Genomic DNA, 23,665 nt, shown 5'->3' on the forward strand with positions numbered 1-23,665 from the left:
CTACCCTAAAAAATTCTCTGCAAATTTAACCATTTGCTTTTTTCTCTCAATTTCTTTTTTCAGCATTTCTCTACCCTTATCTGTAATTTTGTATACTTTTTTACTTTCATCAGTGTCAGCACTTAACTCCACTAACTCCGCTGCTAAAAGTTTTTTTAGCGTGGTGTAAAGTGATGCTGGTCCAATGACAACTTCATTGTTGGTAAACTTCTCAATAGTTTTCATAATTAGATAGCCATGCTTTTCATCAATAACACTAGATAAAATGTAAAAAGCTGAATCTGTTAATTCCCCAATATCAATTGAATCTTTTCTTGGCATAAAATTCTCCTTAATCTTTTTATATCATTTAATGATATATCCTTAAATATAATATATCATTAAATGATATACGTGTCAATTACTTACATACTTGTCTTATTATTATAAGTGAAGATTTTTTTATAAATCTTTTTTTATTAGTCTTTCTAGTTTGTAGCCACCGAAAATTGCTTCCTGGCTTTTGCAGAAAAAATTTTTACCCTGGAAGTCTTTACAACTGAAAAAAAACTGTGGTAAAATTAAGTTAGATATCTAACTATTAGATACTTAACTATTTGATGTCTAAGTATTAAATATTATATTCGGAGGTACTTATGAAAGAATTACATAAAGCAATTATAAAACTATCAAAAACTCATAGAAAGCTTGCTTTCAGGGAGTTTGCTAAGATTGATTTAACAGAGGGACAGCCTAAAATACTGAGCTTTCTTGCGAAGAATAATGGATGCATTCAAAAGGATATTGCTGACAATTGTAGGATTAAACCTGCAACTGTAACTAGTGTACTTTCTAACATGGAAAAAGCAGGTCTTATTTATAGAAGCCAAAATAGCGAAAACCGAAGAATTTTAAACGTCTTTTTAACTGATAAGGGAGTAAAAGCTCAAAAGCAGGTTGGAGTGATATTTAATAATATAGATGACCTTTGTTTTAAGGGTTTTTCAGAAGAAGAAAGGCTTCAGGCTATTGAATTATTAGATAGAATTCAAAGTAATTTAGATGGAAAGGAAAATAATAATGATTAGGCTATTAAGATTTTTAAAAGGTAGTGCAATCCTATGTGCAATTATTGCACCTTTAATGATGCTCTTAGAGGTTTCCATGGATTTAATGCAGCCAACTTTTATGTCTCAAATAATAGATGTTGGTGTAGCTGGTAGCAACACACCCTATATTTTATCTATAGGAGGCAAAATGCTTTTAGCTGCTTTTCTTGGATTAATAGGTGGCAGTGGCTGCTCCTTTTTTGCGTCTATCGCTACCATGAAACTAGGCCAGAATTTAAGACAAGGGTTATTTAATAAAATTCAAACCCTATCCTTCCATGAAATTGATGCCTTAAAAACTTCCTCACTAATTACAATGTTAACTAATGATGTAACACAAGTTCAAAACATGATGCTCACTGCCTTAAGAATAATGGTTAGAGCACCCTTTCTTTGTATAGGTAGTATTATAATGTCCTACTACCTCAGTCCAAAACTTGCAACCATATACTTAATAGCCTTACCTATAATAATTCTTGCTATAATTTTTATACTAAAATATTCCTACCCCCTTTTTCTATTACTTCAAAGCAAACTTGATAACATAAATCTAGTTATGAGAGAAAATATCTTGGGAGTAAAGGTAATAAAGGTATTCAATATTATAGATAAACAACTTCATAGGTTTAACAGAGCTAATGAAGAGTTAAAAAACGCAAACATTAAAGCACAAAATGTAAATATGATTCTCTGGCCAATAGTGTCTTTTGTAATGAACCTTACTGTAATAGCTGTTATTTGGTTTGGGGGCATTATGGTGAGTAAGGACCTTCTTCAAGTGGGAATTATAATGGCTTTTATAAATTATATTACTCAAACCATGAATTCTCTTATAGCCTTAATAACCATAGTAATCAACTATTCTCGGGCAAAGGCCTCTGCAGATAGAATCAACAAAGTATTTTCCATGGTTCCCTCTATTGAAAACAAGAAACAAGCTAAAAACTTTGATAACTATGAAATAGAATTTAAAAATGTTTCCTTTAAGTATAACGAGACCAGTGAATACGTACTAAAGAACATAAATTTTAATATTAACCAAGGGGAAAAGGTTGGTATAATCGGAAGCACAGGTTCTGGTAAAAGCACTTTAGTAAGCCTCATTGCAAGGTTATATGACGTTACAGAGGGGGAAGTGCTAATAGGTGGAATGAATATAAAAGATATAAATCTAACTCAACTTAGAGAAAATATAAGTCTAGTTTCTCAGGAAAATACTATCTTCTCTGGAACCATAGAGGATAACATAAAGTTTGGTAACTTATCAGCTGATGAAAATATGCTCATTGAAACTTCCAAGGATGCAGAAGCTTATGACTTTATAATGAAGAAAGAAAAGGATTTTCAAAGTAATATTGAGCAAAGAGGTCACAATCTTTCTGGTGGCCAAAAACAGCGTATTTGCATAGCTAGAGCTCTCATAAAAAATAGTAAAATCTTCATCATGGATGATTCAACTAGTGCACTAGACATGGCAACAGAAGCAAGACTTCAAAACTCCATAAAGAAAAGACTTAAGGATAAGACCATGATTGTTATTGCTCAAAGGATTTCAGGAGTTATGGATGCAGATAAAATCATTGTAATTGATAATGGTGAAATAAGTGCCATTGGTTCTCATGACTATTTAATGAATAACAATGAAATTTATAGAAGTATAGCTATTTCACAACTAGGAGAGGATGTGAAGAAAATTGGCTAGTCAAAAGGAATTTTCAATACAAAGACCTGGAGTTGACCACAGCAGTAGATTCAATAGAAAAAAAGAAAAACTAAAGGATCCTGTAGGAACTATGTGGAGAATTCTTCGATATTTAGGCGGTAAAAAGTGGGCCTTAGCTATTACCTTTACCCTTTCTTTCATAGTAACCATAACTTCCATTGTGGGAACAAGGATTAATGGCTATGCTATAGACAAATATATTCAAAATAAAGATTTAACTGGTCTTGCCTATATTTGTTTGGTTTTAGGTATCATATACCTGGTAAACATTGCAGCTACCTTCTTTCAAAATAGATTAATGGTTTATATCTCTCAACTTACCTCTTCAAATATTAGAAAGGATTTATTTGTAAGCATTCAAAGTCTTCCTTTGAAATATTTTGATACTCATTCTAGTGGAGATATTATGAGTAGGTTAACTAATGACGTAGACAATATTAGTATGACCCTATCCCAAAGTGTAACTCAATTTTTCTCTGGGATTATAAATATAGTAGGAATGCTTATTGCTATGCTTATACTAAGCCCTTCTCTTACTGTGATTACCCTCGTTACTACTCCACTTATGCTGATTATTACAAAGGTTCTTGTAGCAAAAACTCAACCTTTCTTTGTAAAACAACAAAGGGAGCTAGGTAATCTTAATGGCTATATTGAAGAAATAATTTCAGCACAAAAAACTGTAATTTTATTTTCAGAAGAGGAAAGAGTAAAGGAGCAATTTGCCGAGATAAATAAGAGGTTAACTAATAGTGCAATTTTTGCTCAAGGCTTTTCTGGATTTATGGGACCAGTAAATAACTTTATAAATAACCTATCCTATCTTATAGTTGCAGTCTTTGGTGGATACCTAGCTATCTCTGGCAAGGATGGTTTAACTGTAGGAATCATTCTAACCTTTATTATTTATATGAGAAGCTTTACTAGACCAATCAATGAAATACTGAACCTGTTCAATACTATACAAAGTGCTCTAGCAGGTGGGGAAAGAGTTTTTGACATTATAGATGAGGACAAGGAAAAAGATGCTTTAAATGCTGAAGACATTAAGTCTCTTGAAGGTAATGTTAAATTTGAGAAAGTAAACTTCTCTTACACTAAGGATAAAAAAATCTTAAAAAACTTGAGCTTAGAGGCTGAAAAAGGCAGTCTAGTCGCGGTGGTAGGCCCTACTGGTTCTGGTAAAACCACCATAATAAACTTATTAACTAACTTCTATGACATGGATAGTGGAAGAATATCTATTGATGGTAAAGATATAAATACTATTAAAAAGGAAAGCCTACGACGAAACGTATCCATGGTACTACAAGATACTTTCCTATTTTCAGAAACAGTTATGGAAAACATAAGATATGGAAATATTACAGCAAGTGATGAACAGGTTATAGAAGCAGCAAAGCTAGCAAATGCTCATAATTTTATTATGCAGCTGCCTAACGGATACAACACCGTCTTATCAGACAATGGTAATGATTTATCTCATGGCCAAAGACAGCTTTTAGCTATTGCAAGAGCAAGTCTAGCTAAGTCTTCTATATTAATATTAGATGAAGCCACCTCTTCCATCGACACTCGTACAGAGATGGAAATTCAAAAGGCTCTGCTGAATCTAATGAAGAGGAAAACTACTTTTGTTATAGCTCATAGATTGAGCACTATTAAAAATGCTAATAAGATAATAGTTCTAATGGATGGAAAAATTGTTGAAACCGGAACTCATCATGTTCTTATTGAAAAAGATGGTTTCTATGCAGATTTATATAATAGTCAGTTTAGAACAGGTTTAGCTTAGAGAGTAACTACACCTATATTCAAAGTAAAACTCTATATACTAGTGGAAATTTTTGTACTACTTAATGTAAATAAACTTAAAGGAGAAATATATATGACTGAATTTTGGGAAGCAAGTTTTATAGAAAAACAAATGATGTGGGGTCTTGAGCCTTCACACTCAGCTATCTTAGCAAAGGACCTTTTTCTTAAGGAAAAGGCTAAAGATATATTAATACCTGGCATTGGTTATGGAAGAAACGCAAAGATCTTTTCTGATAATGGAATGAATGTAACAGGTATTGAGATATCAAAAACGGCCATTGATTTGGCAGAACAAAATGGACTTGAAGCTAAAATTTATCATGGTTCAGTAACAGATATGCCTATTGATGACAAACTTTATGATGGCATATTCTGTTATGGGCTTATCCACTTATTAAATGAAGATGAAAGAAGTAAATTAATAAAAGATTGCTATAATCAGCTAAAACCAAATGGGTACATGGTATTCACAGCGGTTTCAAAAAAAGCTCCAATGTACGGAAAAGGTACACAACTAGCCAAAGATTACTTTGAGACCACCTATGGAGTAAAACTGTTTTTTTATGATGCTGACTCAGTTAAACAAGAGTTTGGAAAGTATGGATTAGTAGAAGTTTCAGAAGTTGATGAGCAGGACGGCCATAAAGATGATAAGCCTCCAATGACCTTTACTTTTATAAAATGTAAAAAATAACATTAAAGATAGTTGAATAAAAAACAGCAGCAATACTTATTAATATTGCTGCTGTTTTTTCAATACTTATGATATTTTATTAATTATATCAGTAAATCTCTTATCTCAATTTCTGTACCTTCTGGTGCTTTAATTTTAAATAGATACCCGTCTTCAACTTTATACACTATTTCTCCATTTTTCACCTTGAAGCTGTTGCATCCTAATTTTCTTATTCTATCAAATTCTTCTTGAACATTATCCACTAAAAAACACATATGCACTATTCCTTCATTGGATGAACTCCAGCTATTTAATTTCTCTTCTTTTTTACCAGTTTGCAACTCAATCATAAATTCTCCTAGCCTTAACCAGGTATTAAATGCTCGGTTATGAAAATTTGGTGTTTCTGAAACTAATTCAAATCCCAAAATTTCAGTGTAAAATTCAAGTGATTCATTATATTTTTCAGTTTGGATACAAACATGATGCATCATCCTTATGCTCATAATAATCCCTCCTAAAATAAATTAATAGATAAATATTTTGCATATTTATTGTAAATGCACCCTAGCATTATACTTCAAAGACATTGCAAATACAATTTACCAATGTAAATAAAAAGTAGCAGTAATACTCGTTGATATTGCTGCTACTTTTACATTATTATTTACTAACCTCAGTCATATATAACCGGCTTATGGCATTGTTATACTATTTTAGTTGTCCAATCCTCACAGTTCCACACTTCAGTTACTACATCTCTATAGAATTCTGGTTCGTGGCAAACGATTAGTATTGAACCTTTATATTCTTTTAATGCTCTTTTTAGTTCATCCTTAGCATCTACGTCTAGGTGGTTAGTAGGCTCGTCAAGGATTAGAATGTTTGTTTCATTGTTTATAAGTTTTGCAAGTCTAACTTTTGCAGCTTCTCCTCCTGAAAGCACCATTACCATACTTTCAATATGCTTAGTAGTAAGACCACATTTAGCTAAAGCTGCACGAACTTCGTATTGAGTATATCCAGGGAACTCTTTCCAGAATTCATCAATACAAGTGTTATTGTTTCCTTCTCTGCTTTCTTGCTCGAAGTATCCAATATGTTGGTAATCTCCAAGTTCTACTTCTCCGCTTATTGGTTTTATTTGACCCATTAAACTCTTAAGAAGTGTAGTTTTTCCAAGACCATTTGAACCTACAAGGGCAATCTTTTGACCTCTTTCCATGTAAAGGTTAAGAGGTTTTGTAAGTGGACTATCATATCCTATAACTAAATCCTTAGTTTCAAATATCATCTTTCCTGAAGCTCTTGCTGGCTTAAAGTTAAAGGTTGGTTTTGGCTTTTCTTTTGAAAGCTCTATTCTATCTATTTTATCTAGCTTCTTTTGTCTAGACTTAGCCATGTTAGCTGTTGCAACGTTAGCTTTGTTTCTAGCAACGAAGTCCTCAAGTCTTGCAATTTCTGCTTGTTGTCTATCATAGGCAATTTCTAGCTGTTTTTTCTTAACTTCATATATTCTTTCAAATTCTTCATAGTTTCCAACATATCTTGTAAGCTGTCTATTTTCTACATGATATATTAGGTTAATTACTGAATTTAAGAAAGGAATATCGTGTGATATTAGTATAAAAGCATTTTCATAAGCATTTAGGAATCTCTTAAGCCACTCAATGTGAGCCTCATCTAAATAGTTTGTAGGCTCATCTAGAAGTAATATATCAGGAGTTTCAAGAAGAAGTTTTGCAAGTAAAACTTTAGTTCTTTGTCCTCCACTTAAGTCTGTAACATCTCTATCTAATCCTACATCTAAAATGCCTAAGCCTTTAGCTGTTTCTTCAATCTTTGCATCAATAACATAAAAACCATTATGATCAAGCATATCTTGAATTATTGCTGTTCTCTCAAGCATTTTCTCAAGTTCTTCTGGAGTTACCTCTCCCATTTTTCCATAAAGCTCATTCATTTCTGCTTCAGCATCAAATAAATACTGGAAAGCACCTCTTAAAACGTCTCTAATAGTAGCACCTTTTTCAAGAACAGCATGCTGATCCATGTAGCCTACTCTCACATTATTTGACCAAATTACTTGACCTTCATCTGGCATAAGCTTACTCGTGATAATGTTCATGAAGGTAGACTTACCTTCTCCGTTAGCTCCAATTAGTCCAACGTGCTCTCCCTTTAATAATCTAAATGAAACATCTTCAAATATTGCTCTATCTCCAAAGCCATGGCTTATGTTCTTAACTGTTAAAATACTCATTGGTTATCCCCCTATCTTCTTTCTTTGTTGATTTCTAAGGTAAAGCTTTGATATGTTTAGCTTTAAAGGCCTTAGATAAATTGAGTTGTGTTCCTATATAAGCAGAATTATACTTAACTGCTATAAAAAATTTTTATATAACTAACCTTAATTCTAACTATTAAATTTAAACTATTTTCTCATAATTCCAATAGTGAAATTTTAAAAATCTAATTTTAAGATTTTCTAATTGTAAAATTAGCTTGTATTAAAAAATCAAAACAATAATATTATACTTTATCATAGGACTTTTTTCTATTAGAAATTTTATGTATTATATTTCTCCTTACCTCCTCACTTTTTTAGGTTTTGTTATGCTTATTTTAATTCCCTTTATTTTCTTATTTATAATGAACTAAATTAGAAGTTTTGGTAATACACAAAGACCATATTTTTGCACCCATATCTTTGAAATAGTAAAGAGTACTTTGAAAAATGTATTTGTTTAGAAACTAAAGCCCCCCTGGGGGGTAATAATCCCTAGGAGGCTTTACGGCTAAAAAGCATAGATTTTAATCTATGCTCTAAATTCCTCTTTAAGTATAACTTCAAGGAATACTTGGTTACGCCTTTTTTAATTTCTTGTAGATGTCCCATGGAATACTAATATAAAGAGGTGATTTTTCCTCACCATTCCAAATACTGCTTCTCGTACTGCTCATTAACAACCCTTGATACATTTTTTCAATATTTAAAACTCCAAAGCCCACTTCTTCATTAGGGTAGGCTTTTCCCTGTTCTCTTAGGGTACCTTGAATGAGATAACTTTTTATTTTTGCTGCATAGAGGCTTAAATCATTTCTTTCTACTATGCCCCATTGATATAAAAGAGCCACTGCCCCAGTTAAAATTGCTCCCGATACTGCTGACCCCGTAACTACCTTTGGTTTATTTCCCAGTCCTATAGACAGGACATTTTTAGCTGACAAGGCTACTGCTGGAATTATTCTGTTATCTGCTGTGAAACCTCTACCCGAATCCTCCATTATCCTATTTTCAGCTTCATCATAAGAAGAAGCAACTATTATGTTGTTGGAAGTCCCAGGTGTCATTAGGGTTGTATAAGGAGTGAATTCTTGAAGCCCTGTACTTCCTACAGAAAATTCTTTTTGCTGCATCCATATATTTACTGTACCATGTATTGAGTATCGTTTTCTTATCTTTACTTTCCACACTCCACCTATGACATTTTTCATTACAAAATTAAACTCTTGTGTTCCTGTTATTCTTCCTTCTAAAAAATAATGAACAAAAATTGAAGTTTCTCCTAGATTAACTGTTACTTCTTCTCCATTAATGGGTTCAATGGGAACTCTAGTAATAGTTTCTCCTGTAGGTGATGTAATTCCAATGGAAACCTTATCTGGTATAGAGTAATAGATTGAAAAAAATATATTTTTTTGATTCTCATCTACATTTATTGATACTTCCTTTTCTAGCTCATCATCTGAAAGAGTCAGCTTAAGACATATTGGACTTCCTCCCTGATTTCCAGTACTAGTCACCACTGAAAATGTCCTTCCTTGTGCAAAGAAGTCAACATACCGTTCCCCTAGAGTACTTCCATCGTGAGCCCCCAGATTAGTCCCTATAGATAAGAACATAACTAAGGGTTTATTTACCTTTTGTTGCATTTGATTTAAATACCTTCCTGAAGCAGCTATATCAACACTATCAAAAACAAGGCCATCATAATCTTCTAGTCCCCAATGTGCCTTATTTACCATCCTTGACTCTTTAAGTTTTATTACAATAAACTCACACTTTGGTGCAATACTAACTATTGAATCGTTCTCATTTTGTTTTCTCCCGCCAATTATGTTAGCTATAGCAGTACTATATCCATTTTCATCCTTATGATTTACTATATCATAGGGATTTTGCCCCATACGCTGTGCTTGTATTGCTCTATTTATTTCTTCCCTTGTATATTCAGTACCATGAAAAAAGTTTTCAGGAATAGGCCCAGTACTTATACTTTGATCCCAAATAGATATAATTCTTGTACTTCCGTCTTCATTCATAAATCTTGGATTTAAATAATCTATTCCTTTTCCTATTATTCCAACCACAACTCCTGATCCATCTAAAGGAATATTTCCTTTGCTTATGGCTGTTAAGTTAGGTGCTTCATTACTGTCCTCCAAACTTAACAACGTATACGGGAAGCTCCTTTCTGTATTTGTTATTTCAGGAAACTCTCTCAGAAGTTCACTCAATCTTCCCTCCTTTACAAAGAGAACAGCAAAAAAAGCATTTATCGGAAAAACACGAGCATAATTTATAGCATTAACTTTTCTTTCAAAATCACCAACATATTCAATAAAATATGTCTCGTAATCCTCACTGAAATATAAATTCTCTCCTTGATTTACTGAAGGAGGGCTTTCATTAACTGCTTCTCTATAAAATGTAGTAGAAGAAACACTATCATAACCTCCCATACCCTTACCCCACCTCTTTTTCCCCTTAATTTACTCTTAGATAGTAAAAAAATATGTCTTATATATGTTATGACAATTGCTGCTCTTTTGTTCAACTTGCCAAAACAGTGCTAATTAAAGGTTTAAGTAACAGGATTCTATTTATATAAAAAATACCACTCACAGAAAAAGTTTATTACCTTTTCCATGAGTAGTATTTTAATTTATATTAACATATCATTTGAAGTAAGTTCATTATAGGTGCAAAGCCCTTTATTTATTGCATTTTCTTTTAACACTAAATATAACTCTGCTTCTGTAGCATTTTTATATGGATTAACAAATAAACCACCAAGTCCAAAGGCTAAGGCACCTAATAGATACCAACCTAAAAATGAAAGACCCAATACAAATATATTAAACTTTTCACCATCAGTCATTTGCACACTTAACTCTACTGCACGCTTATAACCTATATTAGGGTTATCAGCTAAAATATATGGCACCATGCTATAAGCGTAGGCTTTTACAATTCCTGGGATGATAAGTAGTAAAAACCATAAAAAGTTAAGAAAATCCTTCCACAACATGGTTAACACTATTCCTTTATATCTTCCTCTGTTAAAGGCAAACCCTATATTGTTCATATCAGCTCTATTCTGAGCACTTTCAACAAAGTAACGTCTTCCCCCAACTTCCAGTGGAGCTCCAAGAAAAATTCTAAAAGCTGCTACAATTAAGAAAATAATAAGTACAACAATTAAAATAATAGCAATTACAACCATTACATCACTGTTAAAATCCGTATTAAAGTTAAAGTCGCCATTAAAGTTTGTAAATTCATTAAACTCATTCCTACGAAATGGCCTCTTAAAGTTTGCTCTCATATTATAGCTGCTATCACCACCAGCAACAATAGCAATAATCAAGCTGACTAAGAAAGCCTTCCAATAGGAAATCTTCAAAACTGACTTTGCCCTATCTTTTAATTCTGCTCTAGTCCACATCATAATCCTCCCCATATTTTTATGTATATACAAACTATTTAAAGTCTATATACTTCTTTATCGTTACAAATACCACTAATATTAATATTCAAAAAAACATAGAAAAATTCTTAAAATATATTATATTTTAATTGAAATACCATTGCATTTCCTCAAAATACATTACTTCACCCTATATTATCAAACTTTAATTTTGTTATATGGAACTTCTCTATTTATTCTAGCTCTGAATCTTGGAATTCCTCTTTTAGAATAGAGTAACAATAGTCATCATATACTTCTCCACTGAAATGAGTACTTGCCTTTCTTAAAATCCCTTCAAACTTAAATCCACTTTTTTCAATGACTCTTTTAGATCGTGAATTAAAAGGATAGTGATAGCAAGAAACCACTTTAACTTCTGTTTCAGTAAATAAATACTTAAGAACTCTTTTTACTGCTTCCACCATAAGACCTTTGCCCCAGCAATTCTTTGATAGTACATAACCTATCATTTTGCTATTTACCCCTCTTCGCTTTGAGTCATCGTGGCTTCCTAAGGAACCAATTACCTTTCCACTTTCCTTATCTACTATGGCCCACACTTCTTTTTTTTCAATGAAGCTTTTAAGTATGGTTAATGTGAAGTCCTTATTTTCATGAGGCTTCCATCCTGCACTTGGCCCAACTTCAGGATCTTTTGCATATTCATAAAAATCCTCTAAGTCTTCTAATTTCCACTGCCTTAAAATCAGTCTATTAGTTTCTAATGTTTTCATAAACCTATCCACCCCTTTCTTAGCTATGGTTAAAAACACCTCACTCCACTGCTAGTTTGAACAATACTTCCTTAATTATAAATATCTCATAAAGTAATCTTTACTTCCCCTTTTATTTTTTATGTTTTATTTCATGAGATTTAAACACTACATAGGGTAGTAATGCCAATAGAAAAATAAATTCCTTATTCATATAGGAATTTACCTTGCCATCAAAGCCAAATTGCCTTGGTATTTGTGATGGTAAAAATCCATAAGCTATAGCTGCAATTACTATTGGTATAGCTAGTACAAATATATCCCTTTTATTAAACTTCAAAATATTTACCTCCAGTGCTTTTATATAATATTCACCATACTCAAAAATGTACATTAATAATCTGTAAATTCCGTAAGTTATATAAAATTATGTACATTATACCATAAATTAACAATAAGTTCATTAAAATCTTATTAAATCCAACTATTCTACAAAATTTTCTTTATGAACTTACAGGTAACTTTTTCCACACTTCCGAGCTGTATAAAGAAAACCCTAGGTAAAGGTATGGCTTCTTCTAGGATTTTTACTTTGTAAGTCTTAATTCAACTGCACTAATATTATAAATTAAAATATTACTATCATAGCTTTAATTTTTTCCTATTGACTCTGAGTACAAAGTATTGGAAATTAGTCCTTTAAAGTCAGCTGAACCTTTTTCGTTGTTCTATAAGCTCCTTAAATTTCTTATCTAATTCTTCATACTCTTTAGAACCAAATGCATACTTAGAGAACTCCCCTAAAACAAAAGCTATCTCATTTTCAATAATAAGCTTTTCCTCTTTAATTTTCCTCTCCTTAAGTATGTTTTCTTCTTGATTTTCCTTACTTATTTTATTTTCCTTCACTTCTGAGTTACCTTGTGTAGCTTTATCTAATCCTTCTAAATATTCCTTAGCACTTCCATTAACTCTAATTATTTTATTATCCTTAAATACTAAAAGTACATCACAAAGATTTTGCAGCATGTATCTATCATGTGATACTACAAGAATAGTTCCATTGTAATCTAATAATGCTTCTTCAAGCTTTTCTCTGCTATAGATATCTAAGTGGTTTAATGGTTCATCTAGGATTAGTAACTCCTCATTGTTTAATATAAGCTTTGTCATCCGAACTCTAGTAAGCTCTCCAAGGCTTAAAGTTCCAACAGGCTTATTTATCATTTTTTCATCAAAGCCCATGTTAGCTAAAAGGGTCCTTATTTTACCCTGCTCTGCTCTTGATATAAAGTTGAATAAGTCTATAACCTTCATTGATTTATCTACATCAAGAGTCTCCTGACTTAAATATCCTTTTCCTACTGAGGAGCTTATAAAAATCTCTCCCTTATCTAAGGTTTCGTCTCCTAATAAAATCTTTAAAAAGGTGGTCTTCCCACAGCCATTATCTCCAAAAATACCTACCTTTTCTCCCCTTTTCACATAAAAAGAACTATGACTAAAAAGCTGTCTATTTCCATAAGTTTTTTCCATGGACTTACCTTCTATTATTCTTCTCCCCTTTAGGCTAGCCTCTTGAAAGCCAAAATTAATTTTCTTATCTTCCTTAGGTTTATCAATTCCAGTTACATCTATTTTCTCTAACCTTTTAATTTTCGATTTTATCTGCTTATCTTTCTTCTTAGCCTTCTTTCTAAAGTACTCTTTCTTTCCAATTCCTAATTGCTCTTTTTTTCTAGAATCCCTATGAGCTTTATCTGACCAATTGCCTAATCTATCAATTTCTCCTCTAATAGCCTCCTTCATACTTTCTTGTATTTGATACTGATGAAGCTGACTTTCATATCTTCTCTGCTTTTCTTCTCTATAAAAGCTGTAGTTTCCCTTATAGATTTCTGCTTTTCCATCCTTTACTTCAATTATCTTATTTACACTCTCATCAAGAAAATACCTATCATGAGATATGATTAAAATGGTTCCTCTATACTTTTTAAGCTCCTGAATAAGCCACTGAACTCCTCCATAATCTAAATGGTTAGTAGGCTCATCAAGAATAAGAAAATCCGGATTCAAGGCCCAAATATTAGCTAGGGCAATCTTCATTTTCTCTCCACCACTTAAATTAGAAAGTCTTTCTTCTTCCCACTGACTTACCTTCTCCATTCCAAGTTCACTGGATATTTGATAAAAATCTTCTTTGAAATTTATATCTTCACCCTTATTGCTGAAATTATCCTTCTTAGTATCCTGAAAGGTTTTATGGGAATAATTACCTTGTTGATGTAAATATCCAATTTCTATATCCTTCTTATACCAAAGAATGCTTCCTCCATCCATACCTAAAGTTCCATATATGATATTAGCCATAGTGGTTTTTCCTGCTCCATTTATTCCAACTACAGCTACTCTATCCCCTTCCACAACTTCAAAATTTATATCTTTTAAAATAGTAGTTTCTCCAAACTCTTTTTTAACTTTACTGCAACTAAATAGTACTGTCATATATATCACGCTCCATTATTCATAAAAAAATTAAGCTTTTATCGGCTTCCATGGTAAAAGCTTGTTTTATTAACCTTGAGGAAGCCTTAAGTGCACCATTGTAGACTTCACTTATAGGTTAAGTCTTAAATTAGACTACTTATAGTTAAGAACCTTCCTAAAAATCTACGCAAAAAGGCTGTCAATGAACATAGTCCACTAACAGCCTAAAAAAGCGCATAAAAAAACTGTGACAACACACAGTAAACTAAAGGTTATTCAGACTTTACTATTGTTCTTAACTAACAACAAGTTTAAAAGACAACAAAAATACAAATAATTTCCCTGGAAATTATTTTACATATTTATCCTCTAAACTCCCATATTCAATTAGGTTATTTAGTTAAAAACAAATTATACATGTCTTTCTCCCTTCGAAAACTATTTTATAGTAGCATTAAATAAATATTATCACACTATTTTGTTAATTTCAACTACTTAGTTAAAAAAGATTTAAAATCATTTCAAGCAGCTGTTTTAATGGATTCTTAGATTTGTACAGAACACCTGCACCTATAAATATAAGGCCTACAAGTATAGTAAGCCACCCTAAAGTACCATCAAACTCAAAAATGTTTTCCACCAAAATAATAGCTGCCCCAAGCAACATAAGTATAATGTTAGGTAATATATCTCTCATAATAAATTCCCCTTTCTCAGTAAGTATACCCACTACTTTAATTATATACCTTTTTTGTTTACTTTATTTCTACTTTCATATAAATACTAGTTAACAAAATTTTATTATAATGTGCTTCTCATCTTTTTAATTATCTTATTATAGATTTCCTCAACATAAGGCTCACTGCAATGATTGCTGATTTCCTCAAGAGGAATCCATTTAACGCCACTATTCTCATCCTCTTTGATTACTAAAGCTTCAGATTCATCTCCTTGAAGCAAATAAGTAACATTTAAGTGCAGGTGTGCAGACACATATTTCCCTTTTTTCATATGACCTAGCACTGGCATAATATCTAAAGAAAAGATGTCCTTAACAACAGGCTCCACACTTTTAATTCCCGTCTCTTCCTTTGTCTCTTTTAAAGCAACCCCTAACAAGTCATCCTCTCCGTCAGCATGACCACCTGTCCATGCCCAAGAATTATATATATTATGATATATCATGAGGACTTTATCTCCACTTTTATTTAGCACAAAGGAAGAACTTGTAATGTGGGCAAGACCATTTTCTCTAGTTAGTATGTTCTTAAATCTATCTATTGTTTCTAAAATTATTTCCCTATCTCTTTTTTCTTGTTCAGTATAGGGTTTATAGGTTTTTATTTCTTCAATCCAGTTCATTTTATCACTCCAACTCATCCGTAAGTAACATTACATACTCTCATCACTTGCACTATGTTTGCATTGAGGTCATAGTGTGCCTTAGTTTAACCTGTTTAAGCTTTTTCACTTTCACTTTTCTTCTCTTCATTATGCTTGTTCCATTCATATTGCTCTATGGTTTCATTGGCAACCTCTCTCATCATTTTCTTTAGCTCATCTGAGCTTTCTTTTATAGCACGCTTTACCGTGAACTTTATAAAAAGATAAAATAGATAAATAGGTATTGCAATGACTATAACATTCATAGTAAAACGCGTCATTTCCCATAACCCCCTCAAAATTATTAATCCAATTATTTTAAATAATCCCCAACATCTATAGGTAGTTTATAGTAGCCTAATTTATATACATCACATGAACCCTTAAGCATTTCTTCTTTAATTTCTAGTGGCTCCTTGTAAACTAAAAACTTTGGTCTATACAATTTTACGCGAGTATGATGCCACCCAACAGGAACCACTTCAATGATTAATATTTTATTATTAAACACTTCGTAATGCTCATAGTAAGTTCCCCACCAAACAATAAAATCTCCAAAACATAGTATAAGTGCTATTGCTATAGTAATGACTCCCTTAGTTAATATGGTACCATTTTTTTTAATAACCTTATAAATACAGATAAAACCCATTATATTACAATACATAACAAAAGCTATATTTATTAAATGTAACACTCCGTAACCTAATATTCCTGCAATTATATAATATAACGTAAAAATTCCTAATACTATTAAGCCCGGATATCTTTGTTTTATCAATGAACCCAACCCCTCTTACTTATATTATTCAATAATGAGAAATTTTTTCAAATTTTATTACTAATTTTCCTATTTACTACATATATTGTAACATACTTTTTTAATTTGAGGTAAAATCAATTTACTTTTTCTAGTGTATTTAATAAATTTATATCTCTAATTACGAAAGCAATTAAACTTATTGCTCATTACAACTGAAATACCTTTATATAAGTTTATTTGTTAAATTTATAGAATTTTACAACATTTTTCCTTACAAATATTGTAAAACTACTACCAACATGTAATAATATTATTAATACTCCATTTTTCTAGTATAAATCTAGGGGTTTCTTGTTACTAATGTGACTTTTATCCATAACTTAAATGGATTTTTCAATATATTTAGTCTAACTTCTGAGGGGAGAATTTTATGAGTAAGAATACAAGAAATTTAATTATTGGTTTTTTGGTGGTAATACTTGGGGGATTGCTTATTTGGAAGGCTTATGATTTTGGTTCCAATGACCTTTTAGGTATTATCGAAAATAAAAAAGCAGAAACTAAAACTACAGAACAGCAAAGTTCAGAGCCACCTGTAGAGTCTTCTACTGAATCCCAAAGCATGTCAGCGCTTAAAAGCGAAGAGGAAATTCTTAATGCTATGCATTCCATGGCTAACACTTTAATAGTACCTGTAGATGGTCAAATATGGGGAAAAGAGAAAATTACTAAAGACAAAATAACTGGGCTTATTAGTGCTATTAATAATTGCACTTCCTCTCATAAGGAAGAGCTTATAGCAATTTTAAACAAGTGGAATGGCGGGGACTTTAGTACCGCTGTTGAGGATCATAATAAAGTTTGGAAACTTCTTGGCGGCACTATAGGAAAAGCCGCAAGCGTTAATGAAGACGCAGTAAAAGAAACTATTGCAAGTATGAATCCTAGTTAAAAAGCCTTTTCTAGGCTTTTTTTACTTTAAGAAACAAAAACTCTGTTTTACTGCTAAAATTTTAATGATCCTATGCCAAAAAATTTTATTTGCAATATAACCTTCATATCATTATACTAGAATAAGTCAAAATAGTTAAAAATACTAACAGGTATTTCATATATATTCAGGAGGCGCTACAATGGCATGTAAATTTTATTTATACAAAGGAAAAGGAAAAAATGCAGAGAACGGACATCTTTGGATTTATACTACAGAAATAGAGCAGTATGACGGTGAATACCAAAATGGTGATATAGTTGAAGTTTATAACTTTAGAGGAGATTTCATAGGAAAAGGTTACATAAATGATGTTTCTAAGATTACTATAAGAATCATGACTAGAGATATCAATGAAGAAATAGATGAAGAATTTTTTAGAAAAAGACTTCACGCAGCTTGGGAGTATAGGAAAAAGGTAGTGGATACTTCTAGCTGTAGATTTCTATTTGGAGAAGCAGACTTTGTTCCCGGTCTTATCATTGATAAATTCGAAGACTACTATGTTATTCAATCTCTAGCTCTTGGAATAGATAAATACAAAGATATAGTAGTTAAGCTTCTTGTAGAGGACTTTGGCGCTAAGGGTGTTTATGAGAGAAGTGATGCTAAGGTTAGAGAACTTGAGGGTATGGAACAATCAAAAGGATTCTTAACAGAGCCTTTTGATACCATGGTTACAATCGCTGAAAATGGAGTTAAATATTATGTAGATATCGAAAATGGCCAAAAGACAGGATTCTTCCTTGATCAAAAGGAAAACAGAGCAGCTATTCACAAACTTTGTAAGGATGCTACTGTTCTAGATTGCTTTACTCACACTGGTTCATTTGCACTAAATGCTGGGGTTGCTGGAGCAAAAGCTGTCCTTGGCGTAGATATTTCTGAACATGCAGTGGATTTTTGCAGAAAAAATGCAGAGCTTAATGGACTTCAAGATACAGTAAAATTTGAGTGTCACAATGCCTTTGATGTACTTAGAGAATGGTCAAAGGAAGGCAAAGAGTTTGATGTGGTTATTCTTGACCCACCAGCCTTCACAAAATCTCGTTCTACAGTACAAAGCGCTACAAGAGGATACAAAGAAATTAATCTTAGAGGAATGAAGCTAGTTAAAAGAGGTGGATACTTTATAACTTGTTCTTGCTCTCACTTTATGAATCCAGATTTATTCAAGGAAACCATTGCAGATGCTGCAAGGGACGCAAGAGTTTCCTTAAGGCAAGTAGAATTTAAAACTCAGTCACCAGACCATCCAATTCTTTGGAACAGTGATGAATCTTACTACTTAAAGTTTTACATATTCCAAGTTGTTTAGTTTAATTATTGGCTTTCTTAGTGAAAGTTTAATTTATTCAGGTTCAAAAAGCCTTAAGGGAACCAGGGTAGGACTCATGTATAAGGTAAGTTTTAACTCTGGTTCCCTATAATATATAAGTGAACTTTTAACTTGTACATTAATCTATGTCAGTTCCTTATATTTTTGTAGAATTGAACTATACTTTTACTTTGAAAGCCAAAATAAAGCCCCTGCTAGTTTTAATTATTCTAGCAGGGGCTTCTACCTTATATTCGCCAGTGTCTATTAGCTCAATTCTAAATTTAAATCCAAATTACATAATCATATCAAACTTGTTAAATTCGTTAACTTTCCACTGATTACCTTCCTTTGACAGAAAGAATCTCTTAGTAATGGTTTTCTCAAACTCTTCGTTTTCTTTTCTATTCTTTGTAACTATAGTAAAAGTAACATCATAGCTTAGTATACCGTCGTCTTGTATCTTTATAAATTTAGGTTTAATATTTTTCACCTGAACAAGAGTATCCATTGAGGCTGGTTTTATAGTGGTAGCAAAACGCATTCTCTCCTGAGTATAAAAATTAAAACCTCCTTTTGTAAAAAGGCCTTTCATGTCCTCAGCTTCTTTATCGAACTGCTCCAAATATTCTTCAGTAATTCCCTGTTCTTGATATTTATTAAATCTATCTATGTCTTCACTAGTAACAGTATAATGACTATTAATGAACTTAATTAAATTTTTCTCCCCTGGGTCTTTTCTTGCTATAGACATAAGTGTTAGTGACGAAAACAAAATTAACCCTATAATAATTATTGACAGCTTAGCTTTCATGTTAAATTGTAAATTCCCCATAATTAATGTAACTCCTTTCTGTTAATGATTATCTTCTCACAGTTATAACAATAATAAGAGATAATTGCACTGTTAACTATCCATGCTTGAGCTAAAACTATGCAATCTCTTTTCATTATTTTAGAAATTAGTCCTCTTTTCTTATCTTTTTCCACCCAAATTACGCTCTTCCTTCCATCTGCTTCAATAATACCTTCCTTCATTTCTTGGTTGCAATATGGACATATCATAACCGCACCCCCAATATAATTAACTGCTTCTTAAGCTTACTCATCTTATTTATTAATGCTCATAGACCTTATTATAATTTTCCTACACATAATATTGAGCTTGAGCAGAATACATAAGTTCATACTGGCTTCCACTTTGGTTTATAAGCTCCTCATGGGTTCCCACTTGAGTAAGCTCTCCCTTATGAAACACCGCAATTCTATCACAGAACTTACAACTAGACAGCCTGTGAGAAATATAAATGGTAGTTTTATCCCCTATAAGCTCATTGAATTTACTATAAATTTCAAACTCTGCAAGAGGGTCAAGGGCTGCTGTTGGCTCATCTAAAATTACTATAGGTGCATCCTTAAAGATTGCCCTAGCTATAGCAATCTTTTGAGCTTGCCCTCCTGAGAATTCTATTCCCTTTTCATCAAAGGTTTTATAAATTGAAGTTTTTATTCCTAAAGGAAGTCTTTCTATATCTTCCTCAAGCCCAGCTTTGCAAAGAGCTCCTAAAACTCTATTATCTTCAATTTCCTCATGATGCTCTAAGGCTATATTTTCCTTTACAGAGAAAGCCATAAGCTTAAAGTCTTGGAAAACCACAGATAAAAGCTTCATGTATTCCTCATAATCATATTCCTTCACATTTACTCCATTAAGAAGAATTTCACCTTCCGTGGGCTCATATAATCTGGCTAACAACTTAATGAAGGTAGTTTTCCCTGCCCCATTAAGTCCAACCACTGAAAGTTTTCCCCCTTTATTTATGGTCATAGATATATTTTTAAGAGTATACTCCTGGCTTCTTGGATATTTAAAAGAAACACCTTTAAATTCCACTGTGCAATGCTCTAAATCCTCAATGGTTCTTCCACCTACAGGCTTTGAAGATTTTATTGCTTCTAGCTCTAAATATAAATCTAAGTATCTACACATAGCTCTAAATTCAACATATGTTTTTAAAAAGCCGGCTATAGCATTGCTAAAACTAGTAGCAGCACTTACATACATAGTAAAACTTCCAATACCAATGTGATTTCTCAAGACCTTATAGGTCATGTAGGCATAAACCACTACCATCTGCACCTGCACACTTATGGAATTTAACCCCTCAAACTTTCCTATGGTTCCAAATAACTTTCCAAAGCCTCCAATGCTTACTTTATTGTAATCCCCTACTTTATCCATAATAAGAGGGCTTATATTATAAATTCTAATATCCTTTGCCATGGAGAAATCTAAGGTTATATCTCCATAGTATAAAAACTGCCTATTTAAAGGTGTTAACTCCTGATAAAACTTATATTGAACCTGCTGTGACTTTTTATATATAAAGGAGTTTAAGAAAACTATCCCTACAATAACGAGAATTATTAAGATATTTAGGGTGGATATTACCGCCACTAGACCTAATATGGCAATAACTTGAGATACTGCATCTATAACACTTCTTATCATCCGCTCTAAAACGCCTTGATTTCTGATAGGAAATAAGGCCCTATCCTTTAAATCCAGCACCTGTGGGTCTTCAATTTTTTCAAAATCCATGTCCATAATTCTTTTCCCAAGACGGAGTTCAAAGCCATTTACTACCTGAATATTTTTTATTTCAACCACAGTATCTAACCACTTATTAATCAAATTCATTACTCCATTAGTTGCTACAATTATAGTAACTAAAAGAATAAACTTATCTATTCTTTGCTGCCCCATTAGCTCATCTATTATAAACTTTGGCATAATGATATTAATAAAAGGTGTTATAGCTTTTAAAATTGAGGATAGAAACAAAAGTGGAATATAGGTTTTTGATATCTTCGAAGCGATTCTTAAAAAGTGAACAGCTATTTTAAAATCCATTTTTAATCCCTTTGCATCTTCCACTTAAACCACCTCCTGTTCAGCTTCTTCTTGATAATAATGGGCTTGAATATTAAACATTTCTGCATATCTTCCACTCTTAGCTAAAAGCTCCTCGTGGGTACCATACTCTTTTACTTCTCCATCCTCAAAGAAGGCAATCACATCACAAAAGCGAGTGCTAGCAAGCCTATGAGAAATATAAATTGCAGTTTTTTCTCCAACTAAATCATTAAAACCCTTATAAATGTTATATTCCGCTAAAGCATCAAGGGCTGCGGTAGGCTCATCTAAAACTATAATATCTCCATCTTTGTAAATAGCTCTAGCTAGGGCCAACTTTTGATTTTCTCCCCCTGAAAGCTCCACTCCCTCAGTATCAAGAAACTTTAATAAAGTGGTGTGAATTCCCTTTTTAAGACTTCTAACCTTGTCCCCCATCCCTGCTTTTTCTATGGCCTCCATAACCCTTTCTTCATCAAGGTTATCCTTTGTAGTTAGAGCTATATTTTCAGCCACAGAGAAGGCAAACATCCTTATTTCTTGAAATACCACTGAAAACAGCCTATTGTACTCCTTTTTATTAAACTCTTTAATATTAATTCCATTTATAAGTATCTCTCCCTCAGTAGGGTCATAAAGCCTTGTTAGAAGCTTTACAAAAGTAGTCTTCCCAGCTCCGTTTACCCCTACAATAGCAAGTCTTTGTCCTGCCTTTATAGTAAAACTAAGATTTTTGTAGATATATCTATCACTGTGTGGATACTTAAAGGAAACATTTCTAAACTCTATTTCATAAGAGTTATTTTTAGGAATTTCCACAGGGTTTGGATTTTCTTTTTCATCATCTAATTCTAAGAAGTCACGGAAATCATTAAGATATAAATTTTGTGACCTGATAAAAGCTAAATCTGCCATCACCTTCTGCATCCACATAGCAAAGCCACTAATGGTAGCAAAATACATGGTGAAATCCCCAATGGTCATATTACCTCTTACAACTCTATAAATTAAATATCCATAAATTATTCCTTCACGGAGTAGAAGTAGTAGCACCTCTACTACTCCTACTTTAAAATACTTATACTTAATCTTTCTTTGAATTTTTACCCCTTCATCCTTAAACTGCTGAAACTTATTTGAAAGCCAACTTCCTAGCTTGTATATTCTTATATCCTTCCCATAAGAAAAATCATACATGGTTTTATAAATGTACTCAGCTCTTCTATCCTTGTCCGAAATCTCATCCTTTTTACTATGTTCAAAAGTCTTAACCTTTAAGGTTAAAAAGTAAGTTATTAAAACATTAAAAATCAAATATAAAAGCACAAAGGGATTTAGCACGGCAACAATTGCTACATAGCCTAAAAAGGAAATTCCAGCCCCTAATAATCCAAAGAGCTTATGGTAAATCCCCTCAATTCCTGTGCCACTACTGCTAATTGCTCTCTCTGCACTTTCCATGTTATTTAAGGTATCAGGATTTTCTGTATGCCTAAAGTCCATATTCATACATTTTTCCTGCATCATATTAATAAACTTAAACCTTGTTACTATCACCTTAGGATAGTAAGCTCCATAAAAGTATGCTGTTAGGTAATTTATAATAGCTGATAAAAGAAAAAATCCTCCAAGGATTAAAATTAAAACTTCTGTTCTTTTAGACCCCATTAATTCATCAATTAAAAACTTAGGTATAAAAATTCCTATAAAAGGTGCTACTGCAGTCATCAATGTATAGCAACCAAAGTCCCAAAATAAGGATTTATCAGTAGTCCATGCTTTTGAGATTAGGAATTTTAAATTAGTAAAAGTACTTCTTTTCTTCTCTTCTTTGTTTTTCTTAAACTTGTCTTCCCCCATATAATATCCCCCTATTTAATACTGCTTGTTATTTCAAGGTAACCTATATACTTATTATTCTAAATCACTTTCCTTAGCAAGCCTAAAATATTAAATGCTACATTTGACCATCTAATTAATTATTAAGCTAAGCTGTGTTCCCCAAACAAAGTGCTTAACTTCCTAATTACAA

The 23,665-nt window shown here is 32.3% G+C and carries 22 protein-coding genes; 6 read left to right on the forward strand and 16 right to left on the reverse strand.

Annotated elements, in window-relative coordinates:
- Nucleotides 1-321: a PadR family transcriptional regulator gene (locus C661_RS0108255; RefSeq protein ID WP_017414839.1), complete on the reverse strand. Its 321-nt coding sequence runs from the start codon at nucleotides 319-321 to the stop codon at nucleotides 1-3.
- A gap of 314 nt (nucleotides 322-635) precedes the next feature.
- On the opposite strand from C661_RS0108255, the gene C661_RS0108260 reads away from it, so the two are divergent.
- The 4 genes from C661_RS0108260 to C661_RS0108275 all read left to right on the forward strand — a co-directional run bounded on the left by C661_RS0108260 (nucleotide 636) and on the right by C661_RS0108275 (nucleotide 5,323).
- Nucleotides 636-1,067 (forward strand): MarR family winged helix-turn-helix transcriptional regulator, encoded by a 432-nt coding sequence (locus tag C661_RS0108260; RefSeq protein ID WP_017414840.1) that lies wholly within the window; start codon nucleotides 636-638, stop codon nucleotides 1,065-1,067.
- Complete coding sequence (locus C661_RS0108265; RefSeq protein WP_017414841.1) at nucleotides 1,060-2,790, forward strand: ABC transporter ATP-binding protein; 1,731 nt, start codon at nucleotides 1,060-1,062, stop codon at nucleotides 2,788-2,790. The genes C661_RS0108260 and C661_RS0108265 overlap by 8 nt, the downstream gene beginning before the upstream one ends.
- On the forward strand, nucleotides 2,783-4,606 hold the full coding sequence (locus C661_RS0108270) for an ABC transporter ATP-binding protein (protein WP_017414842.1): 1,824 nt from the start codon (nucleotides 2,783-2,785) through the stop codon (nucleotides 4,604-4,606). Before C661_RS0108265 ends, C661_RS0108270 begins: the two co-directional genes overlap by 8 nt.
- A gap of 93 nt (nucleotides 4,607-4,699) precedes the next feature.
- The gene (locus C661_RS0108275) at nucleotides 4,700-5,323 is read left to right on the forward strand and encodes a class I SAM-dependent methyltransferase (RefSeq protein ID WP_017414843.1); all 624 of its coding nucleotides are present in this window, start codon (nucleotides 4,700-4,702) and stop codon (nucleotides 5,321-5,323) included.
- An 83-nt stretch (nucleotides 5,324-5,406) separates the two neighbouring features.
- Here the strand turns inward: C661_RS0108275 and C661_RS0108280 are convergent, their stop codons facing one another.
- The 11 genes from C661_RS0108280 to C661_RS0108330 form a co-directional block, all read right to left on the reverse strand.
- Nucleotides 5,407-5,811 (reverse strand): VOC family protein, encoded by a 405-nt coding sequence (locus tag C661_RS0108280; RefSeq protein WP_017414844.1) that lies wholly within the window; start codon nucleotides 5,809-5,811, stop codon nucleotides 5,407-5,409.
- Nucleotides 5,812-6,011: 200 nt separating this feature from the next.
- Complete coding sequence (locus C661_RS0108285; RefSeq protein WP_017414845.1) at nucleotides 6,012-7,568, reverse strand: ABC-F family ATP-binding cassette domain-containing protein; 1,557 nt, start codon at nucleotides 7,566-7,568, stop codon at nucleotides 6,012-6,014.
- 602 nt (nucleotides 7,569-8,170) lie between these two features.
- Nucleotides 8,171-10,051 carry a S8 family peptidase gene (locus tag C661_RS0108290; RefSeq protein ID WP_017414846.1) on the reverse strand — a complete coding sequence of 627 codons (1,881 nt, stop codon included), beginning with the start codon at nucleotides 10,049-10,051 and terminating at the stop codon, nucleotides 8,171-8,173.
- A 203-nt stretch (nucleotides 10,052-10,254) separates the two neighbouring features.
- Nucleotides 10,255-11,037 carry a DUF975 family protein gene (locus C661_RS0108295; RefSeq protein ID WP_017414847.1) on the reverse strand — a complete coding sequence of 261 codons (783 nt, stop codon included), beginning with the start codon at nucleotides 11,035-11,037 and terminating at the stop codon, nucleotides 10,255-10,257.
- 215 nt (nucleotides 11,038-11,252) lie between these two features.
- Nucleotides 11,253-11,795 carry a GNAT family N-acetyltransferase gene (locus C661_RS0108300; protein ID WP_017414848.1) on the reverse strand — a complete coding sequence of 181 codons (543 nt, stop codon included), beginning with the start codon at nucleotides 11,793-11,795 and terminating at the stop codon, nucleotides 11,253-11,255.
- A 112-nt stretch (nucleotides 11,796-11,907) separates the two neighbouring features.
- Nucleotides 11,908-12,114: a DUF1648 domain-containing protein gene (locus C661_RS0108305; RefSeq protein WP_017414849.1), complete on the reverse strand. Its 207-nt coding sequence runs from the start codon at nucleotides 12,112-12,114 to the stop codon at nucleotides 11,908-11,910.
- A 365-nt stretch (nucleotides 12,115-12,479) separates the two neighbouring features.
- Nucleotides 12,480-14,279, reverse strand: coding sequence for a ribosomal protection-like ABC-F family protein (abc-f, locus tag C661_RS0108310; protein WP_017414850.1), 1,800 nt, complete (start codon nucleotides 14,277-14,279; stop codon nucleotides 12,480-12,482).
- Nucleotides 14,280-14,760: 481 nt separating this feature from the next.
- Nucleotides 14,761-14,958: a hypothetical protein gene (locus C661_RS0108315; protein ID WP_017414851.1), complete on the reverse strand. Its 198-nt coding sequence runs from the start codon at nucleotides 14,956-14,958 to the stop codon at nucleotides 14,761-14,763.
- Nucleotides 14,959-15,062: 104 nt separating this feature from the next.
- Nucleotides 15,063-15,623 (reverse strand): NUDIX hydrolase, encoded by a 561-nt coding sequence (locus tag C661_RS0108320; protein ID WP_017414852.1) that lies wholly within the window; start codon nucleotides 15,621-15,623, stop codon nucleotides 15,063-15,065.
- A 95-nt stretch (nucleotides 15,624-15,718) separates the two neighbouring features.
- Nucleotides 15,719-15,925 (reverse strand): hypothetical protein, encoded by a 207-nt coding sequence (locus C661_RS0108325; RefSeq protein WP_017414853.1) that lies wholly within the window; start codon nucleotides 15,923-15,925, stop codon nucleotides 15,719-15,721.
- Nucleotides 15,926-15,957: 32 nt separating this feature from the next.
- Entirely contained in the window at nucleotides 15,958-16,425 is a 468-nt protein-coding gene (locus C661_RS0108330) for a hypothetical protein (RefSeq protein ID WP_017414854.1), read from the reverse strand.
- A gap of 412 nt (nucleotides 16,426-16,837) precedes the next feature.
- On the opposite strand from C661_RS0108330, the gene C661_RS22705 reads away from it, so the two are divergent.
- Nucleotides 16,838-17,359, forward strand: coding sequence for a DUF6241 domain-containing protein (locus C661_RS22705; protein WP_017414855.1), 522 nt, complete (start codon nucleotides 16,838-16,840; stop codon nucleotides 17,357-17,359).
- A 181-nt stretch (nucleotides 17,360-17,540) separates the two neighbouring features.
- A complete protein-coding gene (locus tag C661_RS0108340) occupies nucleotides 17,541-18,716 on the forward strand; it encodes a class I SAM-dependent rRNA methyltransferase (RefSeq protein ID WP_017414856.1) in 1,176 nt (391 codons plus the stop codon).
- A 295-nt stretch (nucleotides 18,717-19,011) separates the two neighbouring features.
- Here C661_RS0108340 and C661_RS0108345 read toward each other — a convergent pair whose 3' ends face one another.
- From C661_RS0108345 to C661_RS0108360, 4 genes are all read right to left on the reverse strand, one after another.
- A complete protein-coding gene (locus C661_RS0108345; protein ID WP_017414857.1) occupies nucleotides 19,012-19,551 on the reverse strand; it encodes a hypothetical protein in 540 nt (179 codons plus the stop codon).
- 2 nt (nucleotides 19,552-19,553) lie between these two features.
- Entirely contained in the window at nucleotides 19,554-19,781 is a 228-nt protein-coding gene (locus C661_RS21520) for a PF20097 family protein (protein ID WP_017414858.1), read from the reverse strand.
- An 82-nt stretch (nucleotides 19,782-19,863) separates the two neighbouring features.
- Nucleotides 19,864-21,654, reverse strand: coding sequence for an ABC transporter ATP-binding protein (locus tag C661_RS0108355; RefSeq protein ID WP_017414859.1), 1,791 nt, complete (start codon nucleotides 21,652-21,654; stop codon nucleotides 19,864-19,866).
- Nucleotides 21,655-23,493, reverse strand: coding sequence for an ABC transporter ATP-binding protein (locus C661_RS0108360; protein WP_017414860.1), 1,839 nt, complete (start codon nucleotides 23,491-23,493; stop codon nucleotides 21,655-21,657).
- Nucleotides 23,494-23,665: the final 172 nt, after the last annotated feature.

It is taken from the genome of Clostridium tunisiense TJ (genome assembly GCF_000300195.1).
GTDB lineage: Bacteria > Bacillota > Clostridia > Clostridiales > Clostridiaceae > Clostridium_J > Clostridium_J tunisiense.